This window comes from Paenibacillus sp. FSL R7-0198 (genome assembly GCF_038000415.1).
Taxonomy (GTDB): domain Bacteria; phylum Bacillota; class Bacilli; order Paenibacillales; family Paenibacillaceae; genus Paenibacillus.
This window is the reverse complement of the sequence record NZ_JBBOCB010000001.1, coordinates 6,376,670-6,401,175: the sequence shown is the minus strand read 5'-3', so window position 1 is coordinate 6,401,175 and position 24,506 is coordinate 6,376,670. Positions and strand designations below refer to the sequence as shown.

Below are 24,506 nucleotides of genomic sequence, written 5' to 3'. Positions count from 1 at the left end.
TAAACAATCTCTGCATAACAAAAAGACATGAAGCTCTAACCTCTCCATGTCTTTCACCTAATTTCATTTACCCTAATGATCATTGTTAAATTGAGCCCATAAGTTCATATCCCATTACTGTATACTGGCGTTATATTCATCACGAATAATTAATTCCGAATAGATCAGCTTGCGTTCATAAGGTTCATCCAGGTGTTTGATCCGCCACAATAGCTGATCTACTGCTCTTGTTCCCAGATTCTCTTTGTTAATATGTACCGAAGCAAGAATGGGTTCATCCGTCTGGGTATTGTCAAATCCGGTTACGGCACAGCGTTCAGGCACCTTAATGCCTCGACTTTGGAGTGCCTGAATGACAATGACAGCTGTATGGTCATTTGCGCACACGATAACTTCAGGGATATCCTCCAGCTCCATTTCAGCAACGGATCTCCGAATCTGATCATACTCTGGTCCCAGCAAGCCTTCTTGCTGTTCCCCCTCCAACTGCTTCTCTTCCAGCACCGTACGATATCCAAGCCAGCGTTCTCTAAAACTTGCTGCATCGGGCAGTTGCCCGGCAAACTGGAACCTTCTATACCCTTTACCAACAAGCATGAGAACCAGTTCTTTCATACATTTCATATTGTCCGTAAAAACCGAGTCTGCGTATATGGCAGGGTCTTCATGATCCACCATGACAAGCGGAATACGCAGTCTGTAAATCTCCAGCAATACCGATGTCGAGATGGTGCCCACGGTAATGACTCCGCTAATTGCGTCGGGATTAAGAACCGAGAACATCCGATCTGAAGAGGGTTCTGTCAGCGTTAAAATATCCATACCCTTCTCATTCAGCCTCTCAGAAATGCCATCAAACACAGGCCCCCAGTATAAGGAAGCTCGATTCTGAGAACGAATGTTGGGAAACAAAATTAATATCGTACCTTGTCGCTCCGCTTCTGGCTTCATCGCCGCTGATATCTGTGTCTCGCCCGGATAACGCTTCGGTTCGGTTCTGAAATACCCAAGCTGCCCCGCCGTTCTGACAATCATCTCGCGTGTATGCTCACTCACACCAGGCTTGCCCGTCAGCGCACGGGAGACTGCGAATTTGGACACCCCCGCAGCATCCGCAATTTGCTGCATCGTTACTCTTTTGGCCATCCTACTCACCCGTTTTTCCTAATTTTCCATTCAGTGTAGCATAAAAAACAAAAATCAACAAAACAAGGTTATGTTATTCTGTTTTTGTTAGGTAGTTGTTTATCAGTTACACTAGGTGTGCGACATAACCAAAAAAGGCCCTCTCCCCACCTTCCATAGAAGATGACGAAAGGACCTTTTATCCCCAAATTATACGCCTGGTGCTCCCTGATCCCCAAGTTCCGACTGTAAAACCGGGCGTTTTCTACGCCAGAAGATAGGCTGTGGAAGTTTGATCTCTGTGATCAGAACACCAACCAACATCAAAGCTGCTCCTGCATATCCTTGTAACGTTAGCGATTCCCCTTGAAAGGTAAATGCAAATGCTGCTGCAAACAGTGGTTCGAGTGAAAAAATCAGACTTGTTCTTGTAGGAGAGGCATGACGCTGCGCGAGTGTCTGCAGAATATACCCCAAGCCGCTACATAAAACACCTAAGCCGAGAATCGCTGCCCAGGATTCAGCCGTATCGGGCATACGTGGCGTTTCCAGTATAAATGTAGCTGCAATTCCCCACATCGCTGCAACACCTAATTGAACTGTCCCCAATGTTAATGGATCATGCTTCGGTGTGAACTTGCCAGCAATCATTATATAGATGGCATACACAAGTGCTGCTAGTATGCACAGAATATCTCCCGTGTGCAGACTCAGCTGATGCTGAAGCGTCAGCAAGCCAAGCCCGGTAACTGCAACCAGGATACTGAGCGTCAATCGTTTGTCCGGCATACGACGATGCTGGATGGTCGTCAGGATCGGTACAAAAATAACGGCCAAACTTATTAGGAATCCCGCTTGGGATGTCGTTGTTCGTTGCACACCATAGGTGATGAATACAAATGCAGCAAATAAAGCTGTCCCCATAATAGCTCCTGCCACAAGTGTTCTGCGATCCATGTTAAACAACCGCCGATGAAAAAGAAGTCCTGCCGCAATAAAGGCAATTCCAAAACGAAATGCGACCAGATTCAATTCTTGCATGGACTCCAGGCCCGATTTCATAAACAGGTAGGATGATCCCCATATAACCGTTGCGAGCAGCATCTGTATGTCCGCTCTTCTTGTTGCCTGACCTTGATTAACATGTACACCATTCATCTTGCTTCAACCTTCATTCTATGTATTCTGAGCTGTGTGATCGTGCGTCAAACTAACTCGCCTTGGCAAGTATAAACGATCTCTTTGCATTATAAAAATGAATATTTATAATGTATTATATGAAATAAACTCATACATTAAATGAGGGAAGGAACGGAACCGTTCATGTCACTGATCAAATACGAAATATTGAATACCGTTGTGGAATATGGCAGTCTCACCAAAGCAGCAGAAGCATTAAACATCACCCAATCCGCCGTCAGCCATGCCATCGCCAGTCTGGAGACAGAATGTGGTTTTTCACTGCTCCATCGCGGCCGCTCCGGGGTGCGGGTTACCGCTGAAGGCGAACGCATTCTGGGATACACACGTGAGATTCTGCGCTGGACGGAACTCATGAACCAGGAGATCTCCCTCATTCGCGGCGCGGAGATTGGTACGGTGCGTATTGGCACCTTCGCCAGTGTCTCCACACAATGGTTGCCAGGCATCCTGAAACAGTTTCGTCTGCGTCATCCCGGAATTGAGATCAAGCTGTGGGAGGGCGATTATGCTGAGATTGAGGGCTGGCTGGCTGGAGGTGCCATCGATCTCGGATTTCTGTCCCTCGGCGATTCATCACCTTTTGAGACGATCCCATTGCAAAAAGACAGGATGATGTGCATCCTGCCTCTGGACCATCCTCTTGCCTCAGAGGAATCTGTTTCGTTTGATATTCTGCTGGAGCAACCCTTTATTCTGCCCAAATGGGGCGGAGACAACGAGATTGAACGGCTGATCCGGCAGCATGCAGCCAAGCTCAATGTCGTCTATGAAGTCGCAGAAGATCAAGCCATCATGGCGATGGTCCGTAATGGTCTGGGTATCAGCTTGTTGCCGGAAATGGTACTTCAAAATCATACTGATTCGCTCGCGCTCGTGCCACTCACTGGAGATCCTTATCGCACGATTGGCATGGCCTGCCCGTCTTTGGTTAATCTATCGCCAGCTACGCGGCGTTTCATTGAAGAGGTGCAACAGTGGCTCAGCCAGACAATGTAAATTTGGAGAATTACTACGTTTGTCGTTATAATCGATTGCTCCTATCTGTGCGTTGTCAGAATTAGTAAGAGTGATTCATCAAAAAAACTTATGTATGAATAAAAATTTTCATAATTATTGAGAGAAATTTATTATTCAATTTGAATTGCTCAATGATTTTCATAATGAGTGATAAAAAGCGGAAACTCACTTTGCATCTTTATGCATGAATATCTTAATCTTGATTATACAACAAAAAACCACTATCTAGTATTAGATAACAGTCTCAATTTAACATACTCTACTCACTTAAATTAAAATCATTTCGCCTTCTACTCTTCTACAGAAACATCATACTTAAATCCAGATTATGTAGCATTAAACATATAGCACCATAAGCTAGTTTAACTCAGACTTTTTATTGAATTATTTAAGATATTCAAATATTGTTAAACTTAAAATTTAGTAGATTCAACATACAAATTTATACCTTTAAGAATCAACGTACACGCTATTTTAGCATAGCGAGTGGCCAGACGACGATAATTTTTCACTTTATTGAAAAAGCATTCTAATAAATGACGTTCTCTGTATATAACTCAATCATAAGGTTGAATCTCTCGGCGATTCTTCTGCTTGGAATCACTGAAATTGCTTCTTACTCGTCTAAAAGCTCGAACCGCTTGGTACAATATGCTCGATTAGCCAATACTTGCTTCATCGAAGAAGTTCATAGCCCTTAACGGAGTCATGAGCTTAACCGCCTGTTAATTCGAAACGAAGCAAATTGCCTAACGCATCAACAAAGGCATGTATTTTGGTGCTTAATCCACCACAGGATCGTCCGATCGTTTGCTTGCTCTGCCGCCCTTTTGTGCCGATCCATGCTGATGAACGCGCACAATTGTGGCATCAATCATGACCCTTTCTTCACTGGTACCTTGTGCTTTCTGCCAGCCTCGAAAGCGGGTTAGACAGATTCCCAATGGGGAAAGTAACCAGGGAGACCACGACATGGGGCGCCTGAACGTGAAACCCTAGCATTGAATTTAACATGATTTCGGTTGTCCAAAACGGAGCGTCTCCTTGAGGTTTCCGTTCAGGTGGAAACAAATCTTGGACTGGCTGCCATGGTTGGGGTATCTTTAGTATGGTCATAAAAATTAACTTTTAAACACATAAAAAGGACGGTTCAAGACAGATACTATGATCTTGTCTAATAATTTTGCAGCTCGATTAGACCCGTTAATCTAATCAAATCACACAGATTAACGGGTTTTAAAAAACTTAATAAGCATATTCTCTGCCTTTGAATAGAATGCCATACTCGGCTGCACATTTTGAGATGATCAGTTTAGTAAAGTTTCCTTACTTACGACTTGCTCGTGAAGTCCGTTTTAAACTGGTACAAAAATATAAAATAAAGTACTACGTCTAAACCTCCATATTTTTTAACCTCACCTGAGCTTGATTCTTAAATGTCATTTATCACAATGTCATTCAAACCAACTATTTAAATCCCTTGAAAAAGTTTATATTCCAAATCAATAATAGTACGAAGCTTTTCCTTAGATTTACGATCGTTTTTATCACTCCCGGAAACCATATTTTTAATCATTACATTTTTAAAAATCTCCCATTCCAAAGCTAGTTCCAAAGACCTTTCCGCAAATTTTATTAGTCCGGTATCTCTATATTTCGGTTTATCTTGCATTCTTTTAAGCAGCATATGACCATTTTTTTTGTGATTTTGTACAAATGAAGTTGTCCGAAGCGAGAAAATACTTACATCCTCACAACTACCAATAATCTCCTCATATTCTTCTAAATATTGATCTAATACAGATAAACCCACCTGATAATATAGATCATATTCCTTTACATACCTTATTTCACTTAAAGAAATCGTATCTTTAATTTCTTCCAACATTAGATCATAGTTACCAAAATCATTATTTTTGATTTTATTTTCTAGAGGTGTTACTTCACTGAAACAAACTTGCCTTCCTTGTTGTAACAAAAACTTCGTCGACTCTGTAACAACTTCTTTTGGAATCTGATAGCTTTGCATATGACCAGGTGATAAACAGTCCTCTATTGCCGTATAAGTCCCCTGTTCTTCAGAGTATCCATATAAAAAAGTCGGATGAACAAAGTGTAACTTTCCTGTCTCTCTGCCTGATGAGAAAAAAAAGCGATCAACGTGTAAAAAAACAAACTTATTTTCTGAGAATGCATCGCATATTAATTCATGTATCCCATTAATTTTCGAATTCTGGAAAATCCTTTTTTCAATATTAAAGAAGGATTTTATCTGATCAGTTTGATAAATAATCTTGGGAATAAATAAGCCTTGCTTCAATAAACTCTTATATGTATCCCGTGAATCAAATTGTTGTGATTTTTTTTTTCCAATATTCGAATTTCATTGTTGCAGGTAATAATTCAAAAATACTATCATATGAAATTAGTATAGACATCAAATTATTTTGAATACAGTCTAGCCAAATCTCATTATATGGCTTTAAATTGCCCCTAACACTGTAATTCATATATTTTCTCCCTTCAACCAAATTCCCCATATTTGTATATAATGGTTTAATACGGATTAGTAATCACCTAAAAATTTGTAGATATAGCAAGAGGTGATGCGTGATGCTTGTAAGTACTTATTGCAGACTAATTTATACGTTGGAGTTTATCCCAAACTTCCTTTACTTCCTCGGTTAGACGAGGGTGTTCCACTCTTTTACGGCGTGGAACAAGTTCTTTTAAATATGGCGCTATCTCAATTCCAATAAAATTAGAAAGCCGATCATTTTCAATGCCTTCACAGAGGCGCTGATATTCAACAACAAGGTAACGTTCCTTAGATAAAGCAGTAATCTGCTCAATCGCTTCGGAATGCCACGACACCCACTTTGTTAGATTTCCAGGAACGGAAAGAGGACGCCATGGGCGATCTCCTTCCCACTCCATTACAGATGAAGCAACATCATATGGATCTCGAAACATCAGAATATATTTGGCGTCAGGTACTACGTTGTTAAGATAAGAAAATATCTGAAGATATTCATTGTATTTATCTCCCCATCTTGTAAAACCTTTATAGCTTTCGGAAACAATTCTCCTTCCTAACTCAAGTTCATTGCCTTGATATCCCTCGGCAACATCGATCGCAACTTCTCGCAACACTTTCTCAACCTGGTATAAATATCGTTCTATACCGATTCCACCAGGGACACGTCGTTTCAATGAAAATAATATTTCATCCACACGTAAGTGACGATAATCAATATCCTTCATAGTGAGCCATCGCTGTAAATAATACATCAATTTTCCATTTACACTAAACAACCCATTATCTACATCAAACGCTTCGCTTAACTTATGCGCAAACACCGTAGTCCCAGATCTCTGAAAACCAAGCAAAATTATAGGATTTTCATTATTTTTTTTCATTAGGACACCTCATTGATATAAGATAGCAGTCGCTGCATACATTCTACTGAAGCTTCATACCCATCCATAGAAAAAGAATCAAACCATGGATTGTCCCGTTGTTTCTGGTCAAGCACCCGTCCTTTTCTCCAATGAGTTTCTAGAGAGACATAGCCTTGATAATCATCGTTCTTCAATGTTTGAATGATATCCCGCCATGGGACATCACCATCACCAAATCTGACGTATTGACTCTGACCTTGCGGATCTTTAATATGTATGTGTTTAATGAACTCTTTCCCCAAGGTATAATCTTCTGGAAACGGATTCAAGTGTTGTCCGGAAAATACCGAATTTCCAGGATCCCAAACAATACCTAATCGGTTATCAGCGACCTCATCTAGAAAATCAAGCATATGCTTTATTGTGGGTGTATTCGTTCGCATACCAGTCTCCACATAAATTTGAATATCATCTGGAACAAGCCCATCAACAATTTGTTTTACAGCTCTTGCAGCTAGCTTGGGTTGTGCTTCTCCTTCTCGATAAAATGTGAATACCCTAACAAAACCGGAATCTAACAAACGAGCCTGGTCGATAGCTTTTGCCAAAGTTTTTCGAGAACTCTCCAATAGTTTATCTGTCGTCGGGAATTCTACTTTAAAACAAGGGGAATCAAAGCCAGCTATATTTAGTCCTGCAGAACGAACGGAATCACGGATCAGCTCTAATTGTTCATTACTTAATTGGTCCGGACGTGTATTCCAGACGGAACGCACTTCAATACCATGGAATGTATTCTCCTGAACTGCATGAATTACTCGATGCAAATCTTGATCTATTTCATCACCAATAATAGCTAGTTTCATTGTTGATCTCCCCTTAATATTCAGATTTTAATGCTAAGAGTGACTGCAAAATCTTGATATCCTCCGGTGCACTTCCTGACCTAGTTTCAACTGTAACTGAACAATTAGTATCCACCAGCATCTGCAATATGAGATAAGTTTTATTTATGTCAGTCTCGGAAAGTGGAACGTGCATACTTTCAAATGGTTTATCCCAATTAAATCCTTTAGTTTGCACCCCAGAAATGAATTGCATAAGGCTCTTCATAGCTTTGAGAGGATCCTCAGAAATACATGCAAATCCCAAAGTATCCAACAATATGCGGGTGCCAAGCAATTCACTTATTCGAACAAGTTCATCTACACCACAGTTTCCTTTGTGAGTCTCGACCCAGATCCTATCCTTCCCTCCTGCAATGCTTGCTAACACTTGCACTTGCTCATATGTTGATTCGATCTGTTGGGTTGTAGTACATCCGGGTTTTGAAAAAACTTTTAGAGGAATATCAGCATAAGGAGCTATTGATTTGATAAGAGTTTCTTTATCAAATCTGTCATCGCCAAGTGTTAAACTTATACCAATAAAAGCAATGTCAATACCGGATTGCCGCAAGGGAGTAAGACCCTCTTCTTCCCATCTATGCCCTTTTCCCACCCTTAGATCGACCGTATTGCAACCAGTCTCACTTAATTTCTGAATTAACTCTTTTGCAGTAAGATCCGGCATACTACCAGAGGATAAACCGATTCGTAGTGACATTAAATACGTATGCCTCCATTCATCGCGATTTGTTCTAATAAACGTGTAACTCCACGCCCACCTTGTAAATGACAGCGTTCCGGTTGTACTTTATTTTTTATAGAAGAGGCAAAATCCATATAAAGTTGTTTTCGCATCTCATGCGTAGAGTGGACAGGATACTGTCTTAGATCACCTTTGGATTCTACGGTAGACCTTCCATCTTCGATAGTTAGACGTATATCCGGTCCATACAAGGACAAGCGCTCTTTACGCGCTTCTGCCTCGCATGTAACCACAAATGACATTGCGGCTCCAGTGGAAAATTCAATTGTTCCTACCGTGCGTAAATCAATGCCAGGAGAAAATTCTCTTGTTCCTGCTTGGTGAAACGAAGTAGGTTCTCCAAGCATTTGGCAAGCTAAATCTAAATAATGTATTCCAAGATGAGCTGTAATCCCGCCAAAAGATAAAGTAGGATCTTGTCTCCAGTCATTGAAGTATCTATTTATAACACGCGGCCGCGAAACTTCCAAAATAGCTGTTGTTTGGTGATCCCACTTAACGTTAAATGCTTCCTCAGGAAGACGATATCTATGCTGGAACATGATTCCGATGGTTTGATGTGCATCGTTTGCAGCTTTCAGTAACTGATCAAGTTCTTTTTCCGTCGTACATGGTGGTTTTTCAAGAAGGACTGACTTTCCTGCTTCCAATGCCTCAAATGCCATATTCGCTCTTCCGCCAGGTGGGAGACACAATGCTATAGCGTTTACATCAGGATTGGACAGTAACTCCTCCCACGAGGTGAATCGATAGACACTATCTGTATCGACCATCGAATTTTTTTCGTAAATACCATAAAGTGAAACATGATCCATATCCAATAGAGTCTTTGCATGTTGACGTCCTGCAGACCCATAGCCAACAATAGCTATATTTACCGCCATATCTTAAAGACCTCCTTTATAATTAAAACGAATTTTAATATTCAATCCCTAACCAACTAAATACAGCTGACGGTAGCTACCCATTTGGCTTATCAATTCCTCATGTGTACCCTCCTCCACTACTTGCCCTCGTTCCATAACAATAATTTTATCGGACTGAACAATTGTAGAAAGACGATGAGCAATAATGATTACTGTTCTACTTTGTGATAGGGTTTGAATGATATCCTGAATTTTCGATTCATTTTCTGAATCTAATGCTGAAGTTGCTTCGTCCAGTACAAAGATGGGAGAAGGTTTTAGAATAGCTCTTGCGATTCCGACCCTTTGGCGTTGTCCACCAGAAAGTCTTATCCCCTTCTCTCCTACCTTAGTATCATATTGATCTGGCAAGGTAGTGATGTAATCATGAATTTGGGAAAGCTTTGCAGCCTCAATAATCTCTTGATCGGTAGCATTTAGACATCCCATTCGTATGTTCTCTCTTATAGTGGTATTAAATAGGTAAGTATCTTGAGGCACATATGCAATTAAATCTCTTAAATCTTTATGATTATATTGACTTATAGATTTTCCGAATAATAAAATATCTCCGGAATCTGTATCGTAGAAACGCATCAACAATTTGGCTAAAGTGCTTTTTCCAGAACCACTTGTTCCCACCAAAGCTATACTTTGATTTCTAGAGATAGATGCATTCACATTGTCTAAGATTTTTTTATCACCATAGCTAAAAGTTACACTTCTAAAATTAATGATACATTCAGTTAGCTCTTCTGATTGTCTTTCCGATCTTGATACTTGTTCTTCTCCTTCAATTTGAATCGAAAGCATTTTTAGAACTCTTTCTGTGCCAACAATACTATTCTGGAGCTGCACGATTAACCTGCCTAAGGTGTTAAACATAATACTTACACCAGCATATAGTTGCATGATAGCAACTACATTACCGAGAGAAGTAAGATTGTTCACTACCATATAAGCACTAATAAACAATAGGGTCGTGAAATTTAACCAATGAATAAGTGTATTAAATTGTTGTTGTTTTGCTCCTTCATGAGTTGCCTTCATACCCAAGTTGACTAAAACACTGTTTGTCTTCTCAAACTTCGGATAAATAAAGTTAGAATAGAATTTAAATACTGACAGACCATGGAAAACCTCTAACATTACTTTTGCAAGCACAGCATTGTTTTCCGATTGTTCTTTGGCGATCTTTTTCCCAATACGTGCAAACTTAGAGTTCACAGCTGTAGCGAGTAATGCAAAGATAATTAAGAAAACGCTAATTCTCCAATCAAGAATCATCATGAAAATAGCAGAATACATACCGGTCATGACAGATGTAATTACATTACGTAAGTGCCCTCCATATACCATCTCCATTAAATACTGATCATAATTTAGAATAGAAAGTGCGTCCCCGCTGTGGATCTTATCAAAATGGTCGACGGGCACCAGTTGTATTTGTCGAAAGATTTTTTTCTTCACATCAGTCATAGTCCTTCTAATACTTGTTCGAAAGGTATAACTGAAAAATACGTACATAGTTACGAGCAATATCATACCCGAACCGAGTATATACACGCTGGTACGGAGCAAATTGCTTTGGCCATTGACCGAGAAATCGATTACGAACTTCATCCCGAAAGCCAAGATAACAGGTACAATTGCGTGAGTCATACTTAATCCAAATAGACCAATTAAGTACCAGCCAATTCTAGGTTTCATAAATGCATATAACTGAGAGAATACACTTCGATTTTTTTGTTCCATTACTGTATAACCCTCTTTAATTGAATGGATTGTTTTTCAAATAAATGATAATAAACTCCTCTTTGCAGAATGAGTTCTTCATGAGACCCTTTTTCCACCAGATGTCCGTTTTGAAGTACGAATATGGAGTTCACATATGTAATAGATGAAAATCGATGCGAAATAATAATGACACTCTTGCCTTCAAGCTTGGTGAGAATATTATGAAAAATTTGTCTTTCATTCTCGGAGTCTAAGGCTGAGGTTGACTCATCCATAATAATGATATCAGAATCCTTTAAGAGAGCTCTTGCAATACAAATCCGCTGTTTCTGGCCTCCCGATAGCCCGTTTCCGGATTCAGATAAATACGTGTTGTAACCCTCTGGAAGACTCATAATAAAATCATGAGCATTGGATAATTTGCATGCTTCCATGATGTCTTTAAGTGAAGCATCAGGTTTCCCACATGCGATATTTTCTAAAATTGTGCCTGAAAACAAATACGCGTCCTGAGAAATGTATGCAACACGACTTCTTAATGACTCTAAATTCCATTGCTTTAGATCGCGCCCCATTACTTTTAGAGACCCCATGTAATCATCGTAAAATCCACAAAGCAACTTAGCTAATGTACTCTTACCACTCCCACTTTCGCCTACCAAAGCAATTTTCTCACCTTTTTCAATCTGGAGAGACAATTCATTTAACCTTATTTGAGCATCATATCCAAAGGTAAGCCGACTAGCAGAAATTAAATTGTCTTCTGTTTCTTTCAAATCACGATCACCGGAAGTTCTCTCTTTAGTTTGATTGACAACTTCAAGTAAACGTTGACATGCCCCTTGCATACTGTAAGTATCAATTATCATTTCAGGAAGAGTACCCAGAAATCCAGTTAATCTTCTCAGTATTTGTAAAAAAGCTAACAGTTCTCCGGCACTCATAGAACCTTGTGAGGTGAGAAACCCTCCATAACTTATGCAGATTAACATAGGAATAAAATCAACGAAATAATTCATTGCTCCCATCCAAGATTTTCTTCTTTCAAATATGATTTTCTTTTCAAGTGCTCTATCAATGTAGCTTGCATACTTCTTAAACCAATGATTTTCCAGATTATACGATTTAACAATTTCTCTGGCACGTATACTATCTAAAACGATTGTGTTTGACTTAGACACAATTTCTTGCTCTTTTTTGCTCAAAGACTGTGTAGAATTTTTAAATATTCTGGTTATCAAAAGGATAATTGGGGTAATGGAGATACTGATTAAAAAGAGCTTCCAATCAAGCACCAACAAATAAATAGCAAAACCTATTGAGAGAATTAGAGTTCTTGATAAATTGATGAATGTAGAGCTTAAATAATTACTCACAACTTGTAAGTTATTTGTAATTACTGATGAGACCTTACCTGAATCAAATCTTTCAGCATACGAAATGGGCATGCCGGAAATTTGTTTAGCAATATAAATCCTTAATTTCTTCAGTGTTTGAACTGAAAATCTACCACTAAACGTAACTTCCATGTACTCTACAAATATAGCGATTACAATAAATAGAATTACATATATCATAAAATCGAAAATTGCACTTATTTGCCCACCTAAGGTGAGGTCAATCATCTGCTGAATAACGTAGGCCTCTGAAATCCCTACAAAGACCTTAGCGATCATAAAAAGTACACAAATGGCTAGAGTAAACCATTCCAAAAAGCATACAGAGTAAAAATTACGAATCGGGCGTTCCTTCAAAGAATGATTCTCCCCTCCTGAAAAAGGAGACCATAGAATGGTCACCTTAACAATAAATTATACCTTGTCGTATTGTAAAAAATTGTATACTTTCAATTTATTACTTTTCTCATCAATAGTTAATTGTTTCTGCAGACTCACTGTAATTTCAAGCTCAATCCCAAGCTTATCTAGAAAGAATGATTTTATATGTGTGCGAAGTTCTTCTTGAAAAGAGGTATAATCACTTACAATTTTAAACTCGAAATGGTGTTCTTGTAGCTGTATCACTTGGAATTGCTTAATAAATGTCTTCAGTTTCAGGACGTTAAAACTTTCAATACAATTTTTAAAAATGTGCGCGTGTACTTTATTCGATCCATACATAAAAAATTCTGATGTTCTCCCGCTTTTTAACTGAAGAACAGGTTCTTTCCTCCCACAACTGCATCGTTTCGTTTCAATTTTTCCGATATCTCCAATTTTGTAACGTATAAATGGCATAGCGTAGTTATGAAGACTTGTAATAATAATCTCTCCATATCCTTCTTCATCTTCATTCACAGTCTCAACATGTAGTTGTTCAGAAACAATATGAAGATTATGGTTTGGACAAGAGTATGCTACACAAAAAAATTCTTGGGTACCATAATTATTGGCTACAACTGCACCAGGAAATGCCTCAATGATTTCATCTCGTATATACTCAAACAAATACTCACTCCCTAGCTCGATGTATTGTGCTTGAATATCCATAGTACTCTTATTATTTCTTTTACAATATGTAACCAGTTCAAATAAAATCGAAGGTTGGCAGCGTATCATATACGGGCGGAATTCGATTAAAGCGTCATAGATTTTCTCAACGTAAGTGTCACCAACATTTAAATAGTTAATGTAGAGTGTGTTACCGTCACGCGCAATCAATCCATTACGAGCGGAATTTGCATGCCTGCGATTACCTGCATGAAAAACTGCCATTTTCTTCCCCATAATATCAGAAGAATTCTTTTTTCGTTCTCCCCAAAGAGCTAACGATCTTCTGATTCTTTCATTTTTATCATACCTACAGTTTAAAGGAATTCCTGACGATCCACTCGTTCTTTCTAATAAAAGAGAATTAATATCATATTCATCTGAAATGATCTCTTTCTCATTGACTTGGATACCAGCTTTCGACAAGAAAGGGATTTTTGTAAATTCATTGATATCACGAGTGTTAATTCCATTATTTGAAAACAGCTTTGAATAGTACTCCGTATGATTCTCTGCATATTGCAACAGATCTACGATTTTTTTTTCATCCACTATACTTCCCCTCCTTTTACTTTCTCAAGAATATATTCAACAACCTTCCCATAAATTTGAAAGTTACTTATAATCATATCTTCAGCTGGAATCTCTATTTGAAACCGTTGTTCTACAATAACGATTAACTGAATCATATCAATTGAGTTTAAGCCAGCATCTTGAATTAAATCGACATTGTCATTAATTTCAGACACATCTACCGTTGTAAGACCTCCTACAATTTCTTTCAGTTTGTTACGTACTTCCAGCTCAAAGTCACTCATTCTCAGTACCCCTCTTCTATGAATTAGAATTTACTCTTGAACCACGTTGAACTTTTCCGTTTTCTGTTCTCTTGATTGAGTCCACTACATTAACAGACTTCGGAATCTTATATTTTGAAAGATAATCTGAACAAAATTTACGAATATTAGACAACTTAACTTCACCTAAACGTACTACAACCTCTGCGACTACCTGTTCACCTGTCAATGAATCCTCTGTTCCATAAACATAGGCATCTGAGATATCAGGAAAACGACAAAGTACTTCTTCCACCTCTTCAGGGTATACATTCATACCACCAACTATAATAATATTTTTGGATCTTCCTATAATAAAGAGTTGATTCTCGGCATCAATATATCCGATATCCCCCGTTTTCAACCACTCTTCTTTAGGTTTTTGTTTTTTTCCTTTTTCATAATATCCATTATATAGGGATGGACTATTAACCCATATCTCTCCTGGTTCGAACAATAGACATTCTGTTCCTTCGTTTTCTTCTCGCATCACCTTAATTTGTACACCCTTAAGTGGAACCCCTGATGAATCATTAGACACGATCTGGTTTTTCAGTCCACATGAGACCCTAGGTCCTGCCTCTGTTAGTCCATATGCTCTTACAATATCCGCATGTTTAAACATCTCTCTTGCTTGGCTGATTGTCTCTATGTCTGTAGGGGCTCCAGCACAAACCATAAGCTTAAGCGTTTTCACATCATCAGGAGAAGGTGGATTTTGTACAAACAACTTAAGGTGAGTAGATACACAACCCATACTAGTGATCTGGTAATTATGAATAGTCTGATAGATATCCCGCGGGAATAAAACGCCATTGTGTATTACACACGTTCCTCCAATTAAAAGCTGTGCTAAAAATTGTGTTGTATGTGCAAAACTTGAGGTTAGAGGTAGAATAACAAGCGCAATATCATCATTCTCCATATCTAAGTGTTCATTGTGAGTCATTGCGTTCCAGATCAATGCTTTATGGGATAACTCTACTATTTTGGGTTTTGAGATACTTCCCGACGTTGGAATCATGACTGCTGTGTTGTCGTTTGTTATTAATTGTTGATCCGATTGCAGAAGATCAAAATTACCCTGCTCAATAGAATAAACAAAGATTTTTCCAAAAAGGTTGGTAAGATCTGTCCTATCGGTAAATAACACATCACAATCTGCTTCCTCCAACATGGTAATAACTTCAGATTGTGATGAACTTGCTGACAACAATAAATTTTGCCCTCCGCCTATCAAGGATCCTAAATAGACTATTGCGAATTGTATTGGATCTTTTATACAGATACCAACGCGCAATGGTCTAGTGAACCGTTTGGCTAAATCCCTTGCTCGGTTAACCAATTCTTGATATGTTACGGATTTATTTAAGGTAATAATGGCCTTTTTATCACGATACTTATCTGCAACAAGTAGGATGGATTCGTGAATTGTTGTTGGGACTGTCCAGTCTTTCATAACTTAGATTAACCATTCTAAAAATTCCAACCGATTTCCAAATGGATCATTTACATAAAATCTAATTGCTCCTTCAAGTGGCTCATCATCTTTAGTCTTTATCCCAGAACGCTCTATATGTTCTTTTAACTCCAATACATTTTTAACGTGAAAGGCAGGGTGAGCCTTTTTAGCAGGAACAAAACTTTCTTGTACTCCAATATGCAATTGATGTTGACCACATTGAAACCAAACCCCTCCACGCTTCTGTAAATTTACTGGCTTTTCAATCTCCTGCATACCTAGGACTTCCCCAAAGAATTGACGAGCTTGATCCTCACATTGTTCAGATGCTGCAAGTTGTACATGATCAATTCCAACAAAATTATAATTCATAGTAGATCCTCCTCGTATTAGTTAAATAAATACACGCTTTATTCTGACAGTAGCTACTCTATATGTTTACTTACAAGTCCAATTCCAGGCTATATCAGGCTAAGCTGTAACTGGTCATTAATTAACTTTAATTTATTGTACGTGCCCATTGCTATCGGAATACCATCTTTCCTGTCCTCCATTGCTTTTTTCTCTTTTTCTCCAGGTATCAGTATCTCTTCCACCCCATCAGCCTTCAAACTGTTCTTAATGCTTTCTAGCCAATCTTGGACTCTTCCATTGAACTCTTCCAAAGGAGCAATCTTGGAAACATCCAACGCAATAAAGGTATGACAAGATTCAGAAATCTTATCAGCATGTGCTCTCTGACGCTTTACATTCACGGAATACGAACCACCACTTAAAACCCCTGTAAGTAAATCTACGACCATTCCAATACCAAACCCTTTATGACCACCGAAAGGAAGTACAACTCCCCCATCGATAAACTCTTGTGGATGAGAAGCAGGTTGTCCTGCTGCATTAAGTGCCCAAGTCTTAGGCATCTCATTAATTCCCTTCTCAGCTAAATCTCTAATTTTTCCACAAGCCACCTCTCCGGTAGCCATATCCAGCACAAACGGAATACCTCCATCATTCGGTAAAGCAACTGATAGAGCATTATTCCCAAGAACAGCTTCTTTCCCTCCCCAAGCAGCAACGTTGGGCCCAGAATTTGTTAGAACAATCCCTACTTGGTTCTTACTCGCAATCATCCTAGTATAATACCCTAGCATTCCAATATGATTGCTATTTCTAACCATAACAATCGATATACCATTCTCATTTGCTTGATTTATGGCCTCTGTTGCAGCCTCACAAGCTGTGACTGGTCCGATACCACCATCAGCATCTATAATTTTCATGAACGATGTTTCAAAGATCACCTGTTTTTGGGGATTTTTATGAATACCTCCTTGTTCAATTCTACGCAGGTAGGTTGGCAGTAGATCTACACCATGGGAATCCATTCCCATTAAATTTGCATTAATCAATACGTTTGCTACAATACCTGACTCATCCTTCTCAATACCTGAAGCGATAAGTGCAGATACGACAAGTTCCGTTAATTCTTCAATGCACATGGTTTTTGTATTCATAAGAATGATTCCTCATTTCATATTTTTAAGCTGTATCTCACGTTTTTGGATTCTTCCAAGAAGATGAATGGCATTTAAACTCCAGTTTAAAGATGCTATCCAAAAAGTCTTTCCAATTGCACTCTGTTTCACTGCCGCTAGATTTCGCACTGAATCTCGTAGACTGACTTGCTTGGGATGAAACTTCCCTGAATTGTAGGCTTCAATTATAGCCTTCATCAAACCTTTGCTATTGCGGTGTAGAATAATTAATTCTGGAATGAAATGAATTTTATAACCCTGATTTTCGATATCTATAACAAAGTTATTATCTCCACCACTTCCCAACGAATTAAAACCATTTACTTTTTTAAACAATGTAGTCCATACAGCAGAATTACCACCAGAAAAAAACTGGACAGGTTGCTCACGTGAAACACTCAAATATCTCATATCGTACCTTGCTTGACGTGCAGCAGATACGATACCACTATCAAAACGTAATACTCTTCCTGTAATTCCTCCTCTATTTTGGAGAAGCTCTCTTTCAATCACGGATAGCCAGTCCGCTGTTGGGACAGCGTCATCATCCAAAAATGCGATTACGTTAGACTCAACTAACATTCCGGCAATGTTACGACAGATGGCGGCTCCCTTTGGTTCTTCGTTACGAATAACCCTAATCGGTAAGTTAAAACTCTCAACTAACGGAGCAATTGCTGTTTCTGAGCCGTCATCAACCACAATAATTTCATGGAGTAACTTTAAATCATTATCTTGAATTCCTTTAATACACCGATGCAGATCTTGAGGACGATCCTGAGTCGGAATTATCACCGTAATTCGAACCATTGTTCCCTCCAACTTTTAGCCATTGCTGGCCAGATATTCATTTGTCCTGTTGGTAAGTACGTACGACGTATATTAAATGGTACTTCATTCCAGGGATTTGGAGGCGCTTTGACTGTCCCGTAAGCAAAACATCCTTTTGGAAAATTCAATACTTGTTGAGGGATGAATCCATAGGGGTATGCAAAATGTATTGGATTTTCGGGATTAGTGCAGTGCTCTTTTACTTTGTTTATGGACTCTTCCATCTGCCATTGAGAAGTTTGTATTGAAATCTCATGCATTCTCGGATGGGATAAGGTATGCGCACCAAGCACATGTCCAGCGGTTTCTATTTCAACAAGGTTTCTCCAATTCATAAAAAGATGTGAAGCGTCCGAATGGTTACAGTCTTCAGCATTTAACTCCATATTATTGGTAATAACAAAGAACATTGCCTTTACTCCGAATTGCTCCAATATAGGTACTGCATATTCGATATTATCCTTATATCCATCATCAAAAGTTATGAGAACAGACGGTTCTTTGGGTAACCATTTATCGCACTCATAGGATACAATCTTTGGATCCACACTTCCTCCGACTTCATTCAGAACAATCTCAAGTGAACGAGCAAATTGATCAGGTGTTAGTGATGTATAATGGTCAATTTTAGGATGAATGTGATGGTAATATAAAACAAGTGGCCAACCAGGCGCTGAACCAATACTTGGATCAAAAATGTGAAAACAACTCCTCCATTAACTAATGCTCATTTCTTAAGAACTAATCGTCCACTCTCAAGCCGAAAAGTAGTATCAAGACAGTCTTTATAGACCTCCAAATTGGATGAGAGTAGAATTGTTATTCGATTTGCAAATAACTTTTGATTGAGAACCAATGATATGTTTTCCCTATTAATAGAAGTCTCTGCATCGTCAATGATAAGTAAGCCAAGATTTCTCTGTTCAAGGGCGATAAGCAGCGGAGACATATTGGAAGTACGTTTAGTACCGTTTATCAATATGCTTTTCAGTTTACCTTTCTGTACCTCTCCATACTTTGGTTGCAAATCTCCTACTAATACAGACGCAAGAGTTGACTTACCGGATTTAGAATCACCTTCAATTCCTATTACCTTGCCTGCTGAAACATCAAGGTTTAGAGCTCTCAGTACAACCACTTCTCCACCTTTCTTGCCGTATGAAACTACGATATCTCTCGCAAGTAACACTTATATCCCTCCAAATTAGGATAATAAACTGGTACTGTGTTTTGCTTCTGTGTAGACATCTTGAAAAGTTATATAATGACGTTGTTCCAGTAATGCCACGACTTTCACTGCACATTGCTCAACTGTTTCTAAATCTGTTCTTAGTACCAAATCAGCATTATTAGGACGCTCATAAGGATCATTAACTCCAGTAAAAGATTTAATTTCACCTGCAATTGCCTTTTTATAGAGACCTTTTACATCCCGTTTAATTAACTCTGAGAGTGGTGCATCGACGAAAACTTCGATAAATTCCCCAATCTCTTGGCGAGCCATTTCTCTCATGTTGTTATAAGGAGAAATAAATGAAGCTAGCGTAACAATTTGATTTTTAGTTAATAGTTTAGCGACAAATGAGATTCGCTCAATATTTTTGATTCTATCCTCTTTGGAGAACCCCAAGTCTTTGCATAACGAATTGCGAACAACGTCTCCATCCAGTGTTTCAACTGCAATTCCTCGTTCTTGTAGTATTCCAGTAACATATGAAGCAATCGTAGTTTTTCCTGCACCGGAAAGACCAGTAAACCAAACTGTCACCCCGCGTTGTGACATTTAATATCCCTCCAATATTTAAAGGAGTATAATTTTCTCCCTATTCTCCATTACATTTTTCGTTGCATTTCGAGTATCTATGATTATGGGGGCATATTTAACAACGTTGTCATAATCTATAAAGCTATGATCTGTAACAATGACAACTGCATCTAAATTTCTCAGAATGTTTTCGGTCAATTTAACAGAATAAAGCTTGTCTATACCAGACCTGTGATCGAATTGAACACTTGCTATGTTTGGATCATGATACATCACTGAAGCTCCTCCACTATGGAGCAATTCTATTATTTTTAATGAAGAAGACTCTCGGTAATCTGCAATATTTTTTTTGTACGCCACTCCTAGAACTAATACGCGAGAATCACGTAACGGTTTACCGCTATTATTCAAGGCTTTAATCGTCTTATCGATAACGAAATAAGGCATTCTAGAATTCACATCGCTAGCTAATTCTACAAATTTTACGGGAAAATCGTATTCCTTGGCCTTCCACGCTAAATAGTGAGGATCTATCGGAATACAGTGACCCCCTATCCCTGGACCAGGATAGAACTCTTGCAATCCATAAGGTTTAGTGAATGCAGCTTCGAGCATTTCCCAAACATTGATACCCATTCGATCACATAGCAAAGTAATTTCATTTACCAAGCCAATGTTGACCATCCTATAAGTGTTCTCATATACCTTTACCATTTCTGCAACAAGTGCAGATGATACTGGGACAACTAGTGCCACTGATTCAAAAAATACTTGTGCTATTTTCGTGCAAACTGATGTGCTTCCACCAACAACTTTAGGGACATTCGAACGTGTGTAATTTATATTTCCAAAATCAACTCGTTCTGGCGAGTGTGCTAAAAAATAATCAACCCCTACACGGAAACCCGTTCTTTCCAAGCAAGGCAAAATCACCTCGTCCGTTGTCCCCGGATATGTAGTGCTCTCCAATATTACTAATTGTCCAGAATGTAGAGAGCCAGCAATCTTCTCCGTGACACTCCGAATAATTGAAATATCCGGTTCTTTATTAATTGATAATGGTGTTGGGACACAGATAATCACTATGTCTGCATCTTTTAAAACTTGAAAATCAGATGTTCCAATGATCCTCTTTTCTCTAACTAAACCAGAAAGTTCATCAGTGGATACGTCTTCAATATAGCTAATTCCCAATTGGATCATTTCAACTCTCTTTTGATCATCTTCTAGACCCCATACAATGAATCCAGCCTTAGAAAGTTGTACAGCAAGCGTAAGCCCGATGTATCCAGCTCCAATTATTGCTATTTTTGCATTTTTCGTTTTAATTTTGTTGGTTAATTCATGTGCAACCGAACTCATATCCTCTAATAAAGCTTGTGTTGTATTATCACTCAACCCCTGTGACGCCCCTCTCCGTTAATGCGATAAAGTATTAAGGCAGAATTAAAACACTTAAAATCTGTACATTACAATAGCTTCGCCACCTTATATCAACATAATTTAATACAATTTTTCCATAAATCGCGCTTATATATCGGTAGTCTTCTTACTTAATTTTCAAGTACATATCGTAATCGTACTAGACTCCCCAATATTACAAATTTTCTCTATTATGTTAAGTGATGAAGGCGGTTACATGTTGTAGCATATAGCATTCCTTATGTCGAAGTAAGGGGAAATTTGTCAAAAATAAAAAAACATGTGATTTTTGCAACTTACATAAAAATAAAATATTTTAAATTAATTCAAAATATTGACTAAATTGAGAATGGGGTTATTATGAGTCTAATGCAAAATTACAATATTACATCAAAAATAATCGACATTATTCTAAAATGTTTTCTTGAAATATCCCAACGTTTTCAAAAAAAACTATGTATTGATCAAGTATTGATCAATATTTTCATACAAGAAAGAGTTTAATATTTCGAATATTATAAGGAGCAACTATATGGACAAAACTGTTAAATTAGTAGGTTTTAAAGCGTTCGATGGAATGAAAAAAATGTATCCTGACTATAACTTTCCTTAATTTAATTGCAGTTACAATGCATTACTAACACTCGGTGAATATTATCAAAAAAACACATTATCCATATTATGTAATCCTATCAGTATTTATAGAATAGACAGTACAGACAAATTCAAATATGAAGTTACTGAATTTAATAAGAAAGAAGAATTACTTGAGGAGTTAGGGATAAAGACTAAGTCACAACCTATTATGATAGATGCTCTGCGCGAACAAATTACATCATGTATCCTTGATGGTAACCCGATCAGAATTAAAATTGATTTATTTTATCAAAATGGGCGGGAGTTTTATTTTGGTAAAAAACACGGACTTCATCCTGTGTTAGTTCATGGTTACGATCCTTCAAGAGATAATATCTATATTGTTGATGATATCTCAGAGTATACCGAGTATTGTGTTCCTTTTACTGAATTCTTAGAATATTTTACAGAAAACGAAGCCATCACTGATAACTCCATTACACAATATGTTTTGAAGCATTCACATTCAAGCAATATAAATGAAAAGGTCATTCAAAATTTTGTAAGTAACTTGTTATTGTTGGAATCCGAATTGTTTGATTCTATCTCAAACATCCTTCAATTAGCCGATATCTACCCTTTTGCACTTAAACATGAGGATTTAATTGAAACTCTAAGTAGTACAATTTATAGAAAATGCTCTGAAAGGTACAGACTTCTCAAACTTCTTAATTTAAATAATGATAGTAATTCAATCAAAAACAGCATAATCAAAAAAATGGATCAGGTACTTGATGATTGGTTGTTGCTCCGAGCATTATCAATTAAAGCCATTTATACCCGCAATTACGGCAAGAAGTTAATCGATAACTCTAGAATTAATCTACACAGGATATCTAAATTAGAACGGGAATATCACATACTCTTCTATTCGCTAATTCACAACTTTAATTTTAATTTTTCTGCTGAACAGGAGTTCTATCATTAACTACAAAGGAGCGAGGATACATGTCTTCAAAAAAGTTATTCATGAATAATAATCCATTGATAAATACTTTCAATGTATATGCTAGTGTGCTATCCATTATTGGCAGAGATAATATCAATATCTCACCCTGGTTATATAATAACTTTATCCAGATTCGTTATGTCTATGATTGGCATACATATTTTTTTGACAATCATCATCAGATTTTCGATCAATGCCCATGGATCAATCATCATGTAATTCCTGAAACAATTTTAAAGAATAAATGGACTTCTTTACATGAGTTTATTATTGATGCGATTAACGAGTCGCGTTATGTGTATCTATATGTTGATCGCTACTATATATCGGCTTCAAAAGCCTATCAAAAAAATCACAATTGGCATGAAATATTTATTTTCGGGTACGACTTAGAAAAGGGTACCTTTCATGTAGCGGATAATATACAGGAAGGGAAATATATCCATGCCGAATGCTCATTTAGCGAATTAAATGAAGGCTATAATGCTATGAACTCTGACAATGAATTTTTTCATAACGTCCATTTATTAGGTATAAAAGAGGAGCATGAGTACAAATTTAATTTACAGCAGGTAGCCTCAACATTAGAGAATTACGTTTACTCCAAACCTACAATTGATATGTCATTTAAAGAAAAGTCAATATTTGGAATAGATGCATTAAATTTAACTATAAAATCTGCCGTTAACTCCGATCCATCTAGTTTTCGTTTTGATAAAAGAGCATTCCATCTGTTTTGGGAACACAAAAAAATGATGACCCTACGTTTAGAGTATATGTACCAATTGTCATTAATCCCGAATGGACTCGAGTTAATCAGTAGCTACAAAGAGCTAGAATCACGGTATTTGATGTTAAGAAATTTAGTTATTAAGTACAACATATCTAAAAAAAATACTTTGTGCGAACAAATTATCGAAATTTTAAAAAGTAATATTAACAAGGAAAAAGAAGTTATATACAACATACTTGGTAAAATACAATAATTTCAGGAAAATGGATACTTGCTCTCAACAAATTCGTAGAGGTATTTTCGTGATTTTTTGTTTTTGTACCTAAATTAATCTCTAATCAAATACTTCTATATTACTCCCTTATCACCACGCCCATAATCCTATTCACTTCACTTTTAATAACTTCTTCGCTTTTTACAACGAAATTATTCATTTTATGTATCAATAAAACATAGTTAAAAGGGTGATAAACCTGGATAGGAAATTGTATATTAACAAACCAGAAGTTCCCAGATATCCCCTGCATGCTAGCATGACCTCCATACTTACTAAACACCATTCATATAAAAATTGGCTCTTTACGAATTTTACTTTTATCTGGCCACATAAGTTCTGTCATGATAATACTTAGATAACAATCTACTCCGAAATGACACATTGTTCTTGTCCTTTTCGGCATTGGAACCAAGTTCTTGTCCTTAGCTTGTGACAAGAACTTGGTTTCTCTAGAGTAAAAGGCTGGGGAAAACCCAGCCCCTCCTCATCAAACCGTACGTGAGGTTTTCCCTCATACGGCTTTCCGATGTTCGTC

Annotated in this window: 22 protein-coding genes; 3 read left to right on the top strand and 19 right to left on the bottom strand. The window is 37.7% G+C overall.

Going from position 1 to position 24,506, the window contains the following annotated elements:
* Positions 1-114: 114 nt before the first annotated feature.
* Both MKY87_RS28280 and MKY87_RS28275 read right to left on the bottom strand, forming a co-directional pair.
* On the bottom strand, positions 115-1,146 hold the full coding sequence (locus tag MKY87_RS28280; protein WP_340967102.1) for a LacI family DNA-binding transcriptional regulator: 1,032 nt from the start codon (positions 1,144-1,146) through the stop codon (positions 115-117).
* A 189-nt stretch (positions 1,147-1,335) separates the two neighbouring features.
* Positions 1,336-2,283, bottom strand: coding sequence for a DMT family transporter (locus MKY87_RS28275; RefSeq protein ID WP_339784279.1), 948 nt, complete (start codon positions 2,281-2,283; stop codon positions 1,336-1,338).
* Positions 2,284-2,448: 165 nt separating this feature from the next.
* On the opposite strand from MKY87_RS28275, the gene MKY87_RS28270 reads away from it, so the two are divergent.
* Entirely contained in the window at positions 2,449-3,324 is an 876-nt protein-coding gene (locus MKY87_RS28270; RefSeq protein WP_340967100.1) for a LysR family transcriptional regulator, read from the top strand.
* 1,492 nt (positions 3,325-4,816) lie between these two features.
* Here the strand turns inward: MKY87_RS28270 and MKY87_RS28265 are convergent.
* From MKY87_RS28265 to MKY87_RS28185, 17 genes are all read right to left on the bottom strand, one after another.
* Complete coding sequence (locus MKY87_RS28265) at positions 4,817-5,665, bottom strand: hypothetical protein (RefSeq protein ID WP_340967098.1); 849 nt, start codon at positions 5,663-5,665, stop codon at positions 4,817-4,819.
* A 317-nt stretch (positions 5,666-5,982) separates the two neighbouring features.
* Complete coding sequence (locus MKY87_RS28260; RefSeq protein WP_340967096.1) at positions 5,983-6,765, bottom strand: sulfotransferase; 783 nt, start codon at positions 6,763-6,765, stop codon at positions 5,983-5,985.
* Positions 6,765-7,613 (bottom strand): sugar phosphate isomerase/epimerase family protein, encoded by an 849-nt coding sequence (locus tag MKY87_RS28255; RefSeq protein WP_339784288.1) that lies wholly within the window; start codon positions 7,611-7,613, stop codon positions 6,765-6,767. Before MKY87_RS28255 ends, MKY87_RS28260 begins: the two co-directional genes overlap by 1 nt.
* A 13-nt stretch (positions 7,614-7,626) precedes the next feature.
* On the bottom strand, positions 7,627-8,352 hold the full coding sequence (locus MKY87_RS28250) for a sugar phosphate isomerase/epimerase family protein (protein WP_339784289.1): 726 nt from the start codon (positions 8,350-8,352) through the stop codon (positions 7,627-7,629).
* The gene (locus tag MKY87_RS28245; RefSeq protein ID WP_339784290.1) at positions 8,352-9,281 is read right to left on the bottom strand and encodes a Gfo/Idh/MocA family protein; all 930 of its coding nucleotides are present in this window, start codon (positions 9,279-9,281) and stop codon (positions 8,352-8,354) included. The genes MKY87_RS28250 and MKY87_RS28245 overlap by 1 nt, the downstream gene beginning before the upstream one ends.
* 48 nt (positions 9,282-9,329) lie before the next feature.
* On the bottom strand, positions 9,330-11,057 hold the full coding sequence (locus MKY87_RS28240) for an ABC transporter ATP-binding protein (RefSeq protein WP_339784292.1): 1,728 nt from the start codon (positions 11,055-11,057) through the stop codon (positions 9,330-9,332).
* Positions 11,057-12,793, bottom strand: coding sequence for an ABC transporter ATP-binding protein (locus MKY87_RS28235; protein WP_339784293.1), 1,737 nt, complete (start codon positions 12,791-12,793; stop codon positions 11,057-11,059). The genes MKY87_RS28240 and MKY87_RS28235 overlap by 1 nt, the downstream gene beginning before the upstream one ends.
* A gap of 57 nt (positions 12,794-12,850) precedes the next feature.
* Positions 12,851-14,080: a phenylacetate--CoA ligase family protein gene (locus tag MKY87_RS28230; protein WP_340967093.1), complete on the bottom strand. Its 1,230-nt coding sequence runs from the start codon at positions 14,078-14,080 to the stop codon at positions 12,851-12,853.
* Positions 14,080-14,346 (bottom strand): acyl carrier protein, encoded by a 267-nt coding sequence (locus tag MKY87_RS28225; protein WP_339784297.1) that lies wholly within the window; start codon positions 14,344-14,346, stop codon positions 14,080-14,082. Before MKY87_RS28225 ends, MKY87_RS28230 begins: the two co-directional genes overlap by 1 nt.
* A gap of 16 nt (positions 14,347-14,362) precedes the next feature.
* Entirely contained in the window at positions 14,363-15,823 is a 1,461-nt protein-coding gene (locus MKY87_RS28220) for a class I adenylate-forming enzyme family protein (protein WP_340967091.1), read from the bottom strand.
* Between the two features lie 3 nt (positions 15,824-15,826).
* A complete protein-coding gene (locus MKY87_RS28215) occupies positions 15,827-16,198 on the bottom strand; it encodes a VOC family protein (RefSeq protein WP_339784301.1) in 372 nt (123 codons plus the stop codon).
* A gap of 89 nt (positions 16,199-16,287) precedes the next feature.
* The gene (locus tag MKY87_RS28210) at positions 16,288-17,337 is read right to left on the bottom strand and encodes an Ldh family oxidoreductase (protein ID WP_340967089.1); all 1,050 of its coding nucleotides are present in this window, start codon (positions 17,335-17,337) and stop codon (positions 16,288-16,290) included.
* A 12-nt stretch (positions 17,338-17,349) separates the two neighbouring features.
* A complete protein-coding gene (locus MKY87_RS28205; protein WP_339784305.1) occupies positions 17,350-18,168 on the bottom strand; it encodes a glycosyltransferase family 2 protein in 819 nt (272 codons plus the stop codon).
* A complete protein-coding gene (locus MKY87_RS28200; RefSeq protein WP_340967087.1) occupies positions 18,150-18,737 on the bottom strand; it encodes a polysaccharide deacetylase family protein in 588 nt (195 codons plus the stop codon). Before MKY87_RS28200 ends, MKY87_RS28205 begins: the two co-directional genes overlap by 19 nt.
* 179 nt (positions 18,738-18,916) lie before the next feature.
* Positions 18,917-19,378 carry an ATP-binding cassette domain-containing protein gene (locus MKY87_RS28195; protein ID WP_340967085.1) on the bottom strand — a complete coding sequence of 154 codons (462 nt, stop codon included), beginning with the start codon at positions 19,376-19,378 and terminating at the stop codon, positions 18,917-18,919.
* Between the two features lie 15 nt (positions 19,379-19,393).
* Complete coding sequence (gene cysC / locus MKY87_RS28190; protein ID WP_340967084.1) at positions 19,394-19,972, bottom strand: adenylyl-sulfate kinase; 579 nt, start codon at positions 19,970-19,972, stop codon at positions 19,394-19,396.
* Between the two features lie 18 nt (positions 19,973-19,990).
* Complete coding sequence (locus tag MKY87_RS28185; protein ID WP_339784313.1) at positions 19,991-21,352, bottom strand: nucleotide sugar dehydrogenase; 1,362 nt, start codon at positions 21,350-21,352, stop codon at positions 19,991-19,993.
* A gap of 829 nt (positions 21,353-22,181) precedes the next feature.
* On the opposite strand from MKY87_RS28185, the gene MKY87_RS28180 reads away from it, so the two are divergent.
* Together MKY87_RS28180 and MKY87_RS28175 are read left to right on the top strand one after the other, a co-directional pair.
* Positions 22,182-22,940, top strand: a complete 759-nt coding sequence (locus tag MKY87_RS28180) for a hypothetical protein (RefSeq protein ID WP_340967080.1) — start codon at positions 22,182-22,184, stop codon at positions 22,938-22,940.
* 41 nt (positions 22,941-22,981) lie between these two features.
* Positions 22,982-23,947 (top strand): hypothetical protein, encoded by a 966-nt coding sequence (locus tag MKY87_RS28175; RefSeq protein ID WP_340967079.1) that lies wholly within the window; start codon positions 22,982-22,984, stop codon positions 23,945-23,947.
* The last annotated feature ends 559 nt before the right edge of the window (positions 23,948-24,506 follow it).

What these genes read in the sequence shown, in the direction of transcription:
- MKY87_RS28260 (WP_340967096.1), bottom strand. Translation starts at nt 6,765, where the DNA reads ATGAAAAAAAATAATGAAAATCCTATAATTTTGCTTGGTTTTCAGAGA.
- MKY87_RS28240 (WP_339784292.1), bottom strand. Translation starts at nt 11,057, where the DNA reads ATGGAACAAAAAAATCGAAGTGTATTCTCTCAGTTATATGCATTTATG.
- MKY87_RS28175 (WP_340967079.1), top strand. Translation starts at nt 22,982, where the DNA reads ATGAATAATAATCCATTGATAAATACTTTCAATGTATATGCTAGTGTG.
- cysC (WP_340967084.1), bottom strand. Translation starts at nt 19,972, where the DNA reads ATGTCACAACGCGGGGTGACAGTTTGGTTTACTGGTCTTTCCGGTGCA.
- MKY87_RS28180 (WP_340967080.1), top strand. Translation starts at nt 22,182, where the DNA reads ATGATAGATGCTCTGCGCGAACAAATTACATCATGTATCCTTGATGGT.
- MKY87_RS28270 (WP_340967100.1), top strand. Translation starts at nt 2,449, where the DNA reads ATGTCACTGATCAAATACGAAATATTGAATACCGTTGTGGAATATGGC.
- MKY87_RS28205 (WP_339784305.1), bottom strand. Translation starts at nt 18,168, where the DNA reads ATGGTTCGAATTACGGTGATAATTCCGACTCAGGATCGTCCTCAAGAT.
- MKY87_RS28275 (WP_339784279.1), bottom strand. Translation starts at nt 2,283, where the DNA reads ATGAATGGTGTACATGTTAATCAAGGTCAGGCAACAAGAAGAGCGGAC.
- MKY87_RS28210 (WP_340967089.1), bottom strand. Translation starts at nt 17,337, where the DNA reads ATGAATACAAAAACCATGTGCATTGAAGAATTAACGGAACTTGTCGTA.
- MKY87_RS28245 (WP_339784290.1), bottom strand. Translation starts at nt 9,281, where the DNA reads ATGGCGGTAAATATAGCTATTGTTGGCTATGGGTCTGCAGGACGTCAA.
- MKY87_RS28255 (WP_339784288.1), bottom strand. Translation starts at nt 7,613, where the DNA reads ATGAAACTAGCTATTATTGGTGATGAAATAGATCAAGATTTGCATCGA.
- MKY87_RS28215 (WP_339784301.1), bottom strand. Translation starts at nt 16,198, where the DNA reads ATGAATTATAATTTTGTTGGAATTGATCATGTACAACTTGCAGCATCT.
- MKY87_RS28280 (WP_340967102.1), bottom strand. Translation starts at nt 1,146, where the DNA reads ATGGCCAAAAGAGTAACGATGCAGCAAATTGCGGATGCTGCGGGGGTG.
- MKY87_RS28250 (WP_339784289.1), bottom strand. Translation starts at nt 8,352, where the DNA reads ATGTCACTACGAATCGGTTTATCCTCTGGTAGTATGCCGGATCTTACT.
- MKY87_RS28220 (WP_340967091.1), bottom strand. Translation starts at nt 15,823, where the DNA reads ATGAAAGACTGGACAGTCCCAACAACAATTCACGAATCCATCCTACTT.
- MKY87_RS28225 (WP_339784297.1), bottom strand. Translation starts at nt 14,346, where the DNA reads ATGAGTGACTTTGAGCTGGAAGTACGTAACAAACTGAAAGAAATTGTA.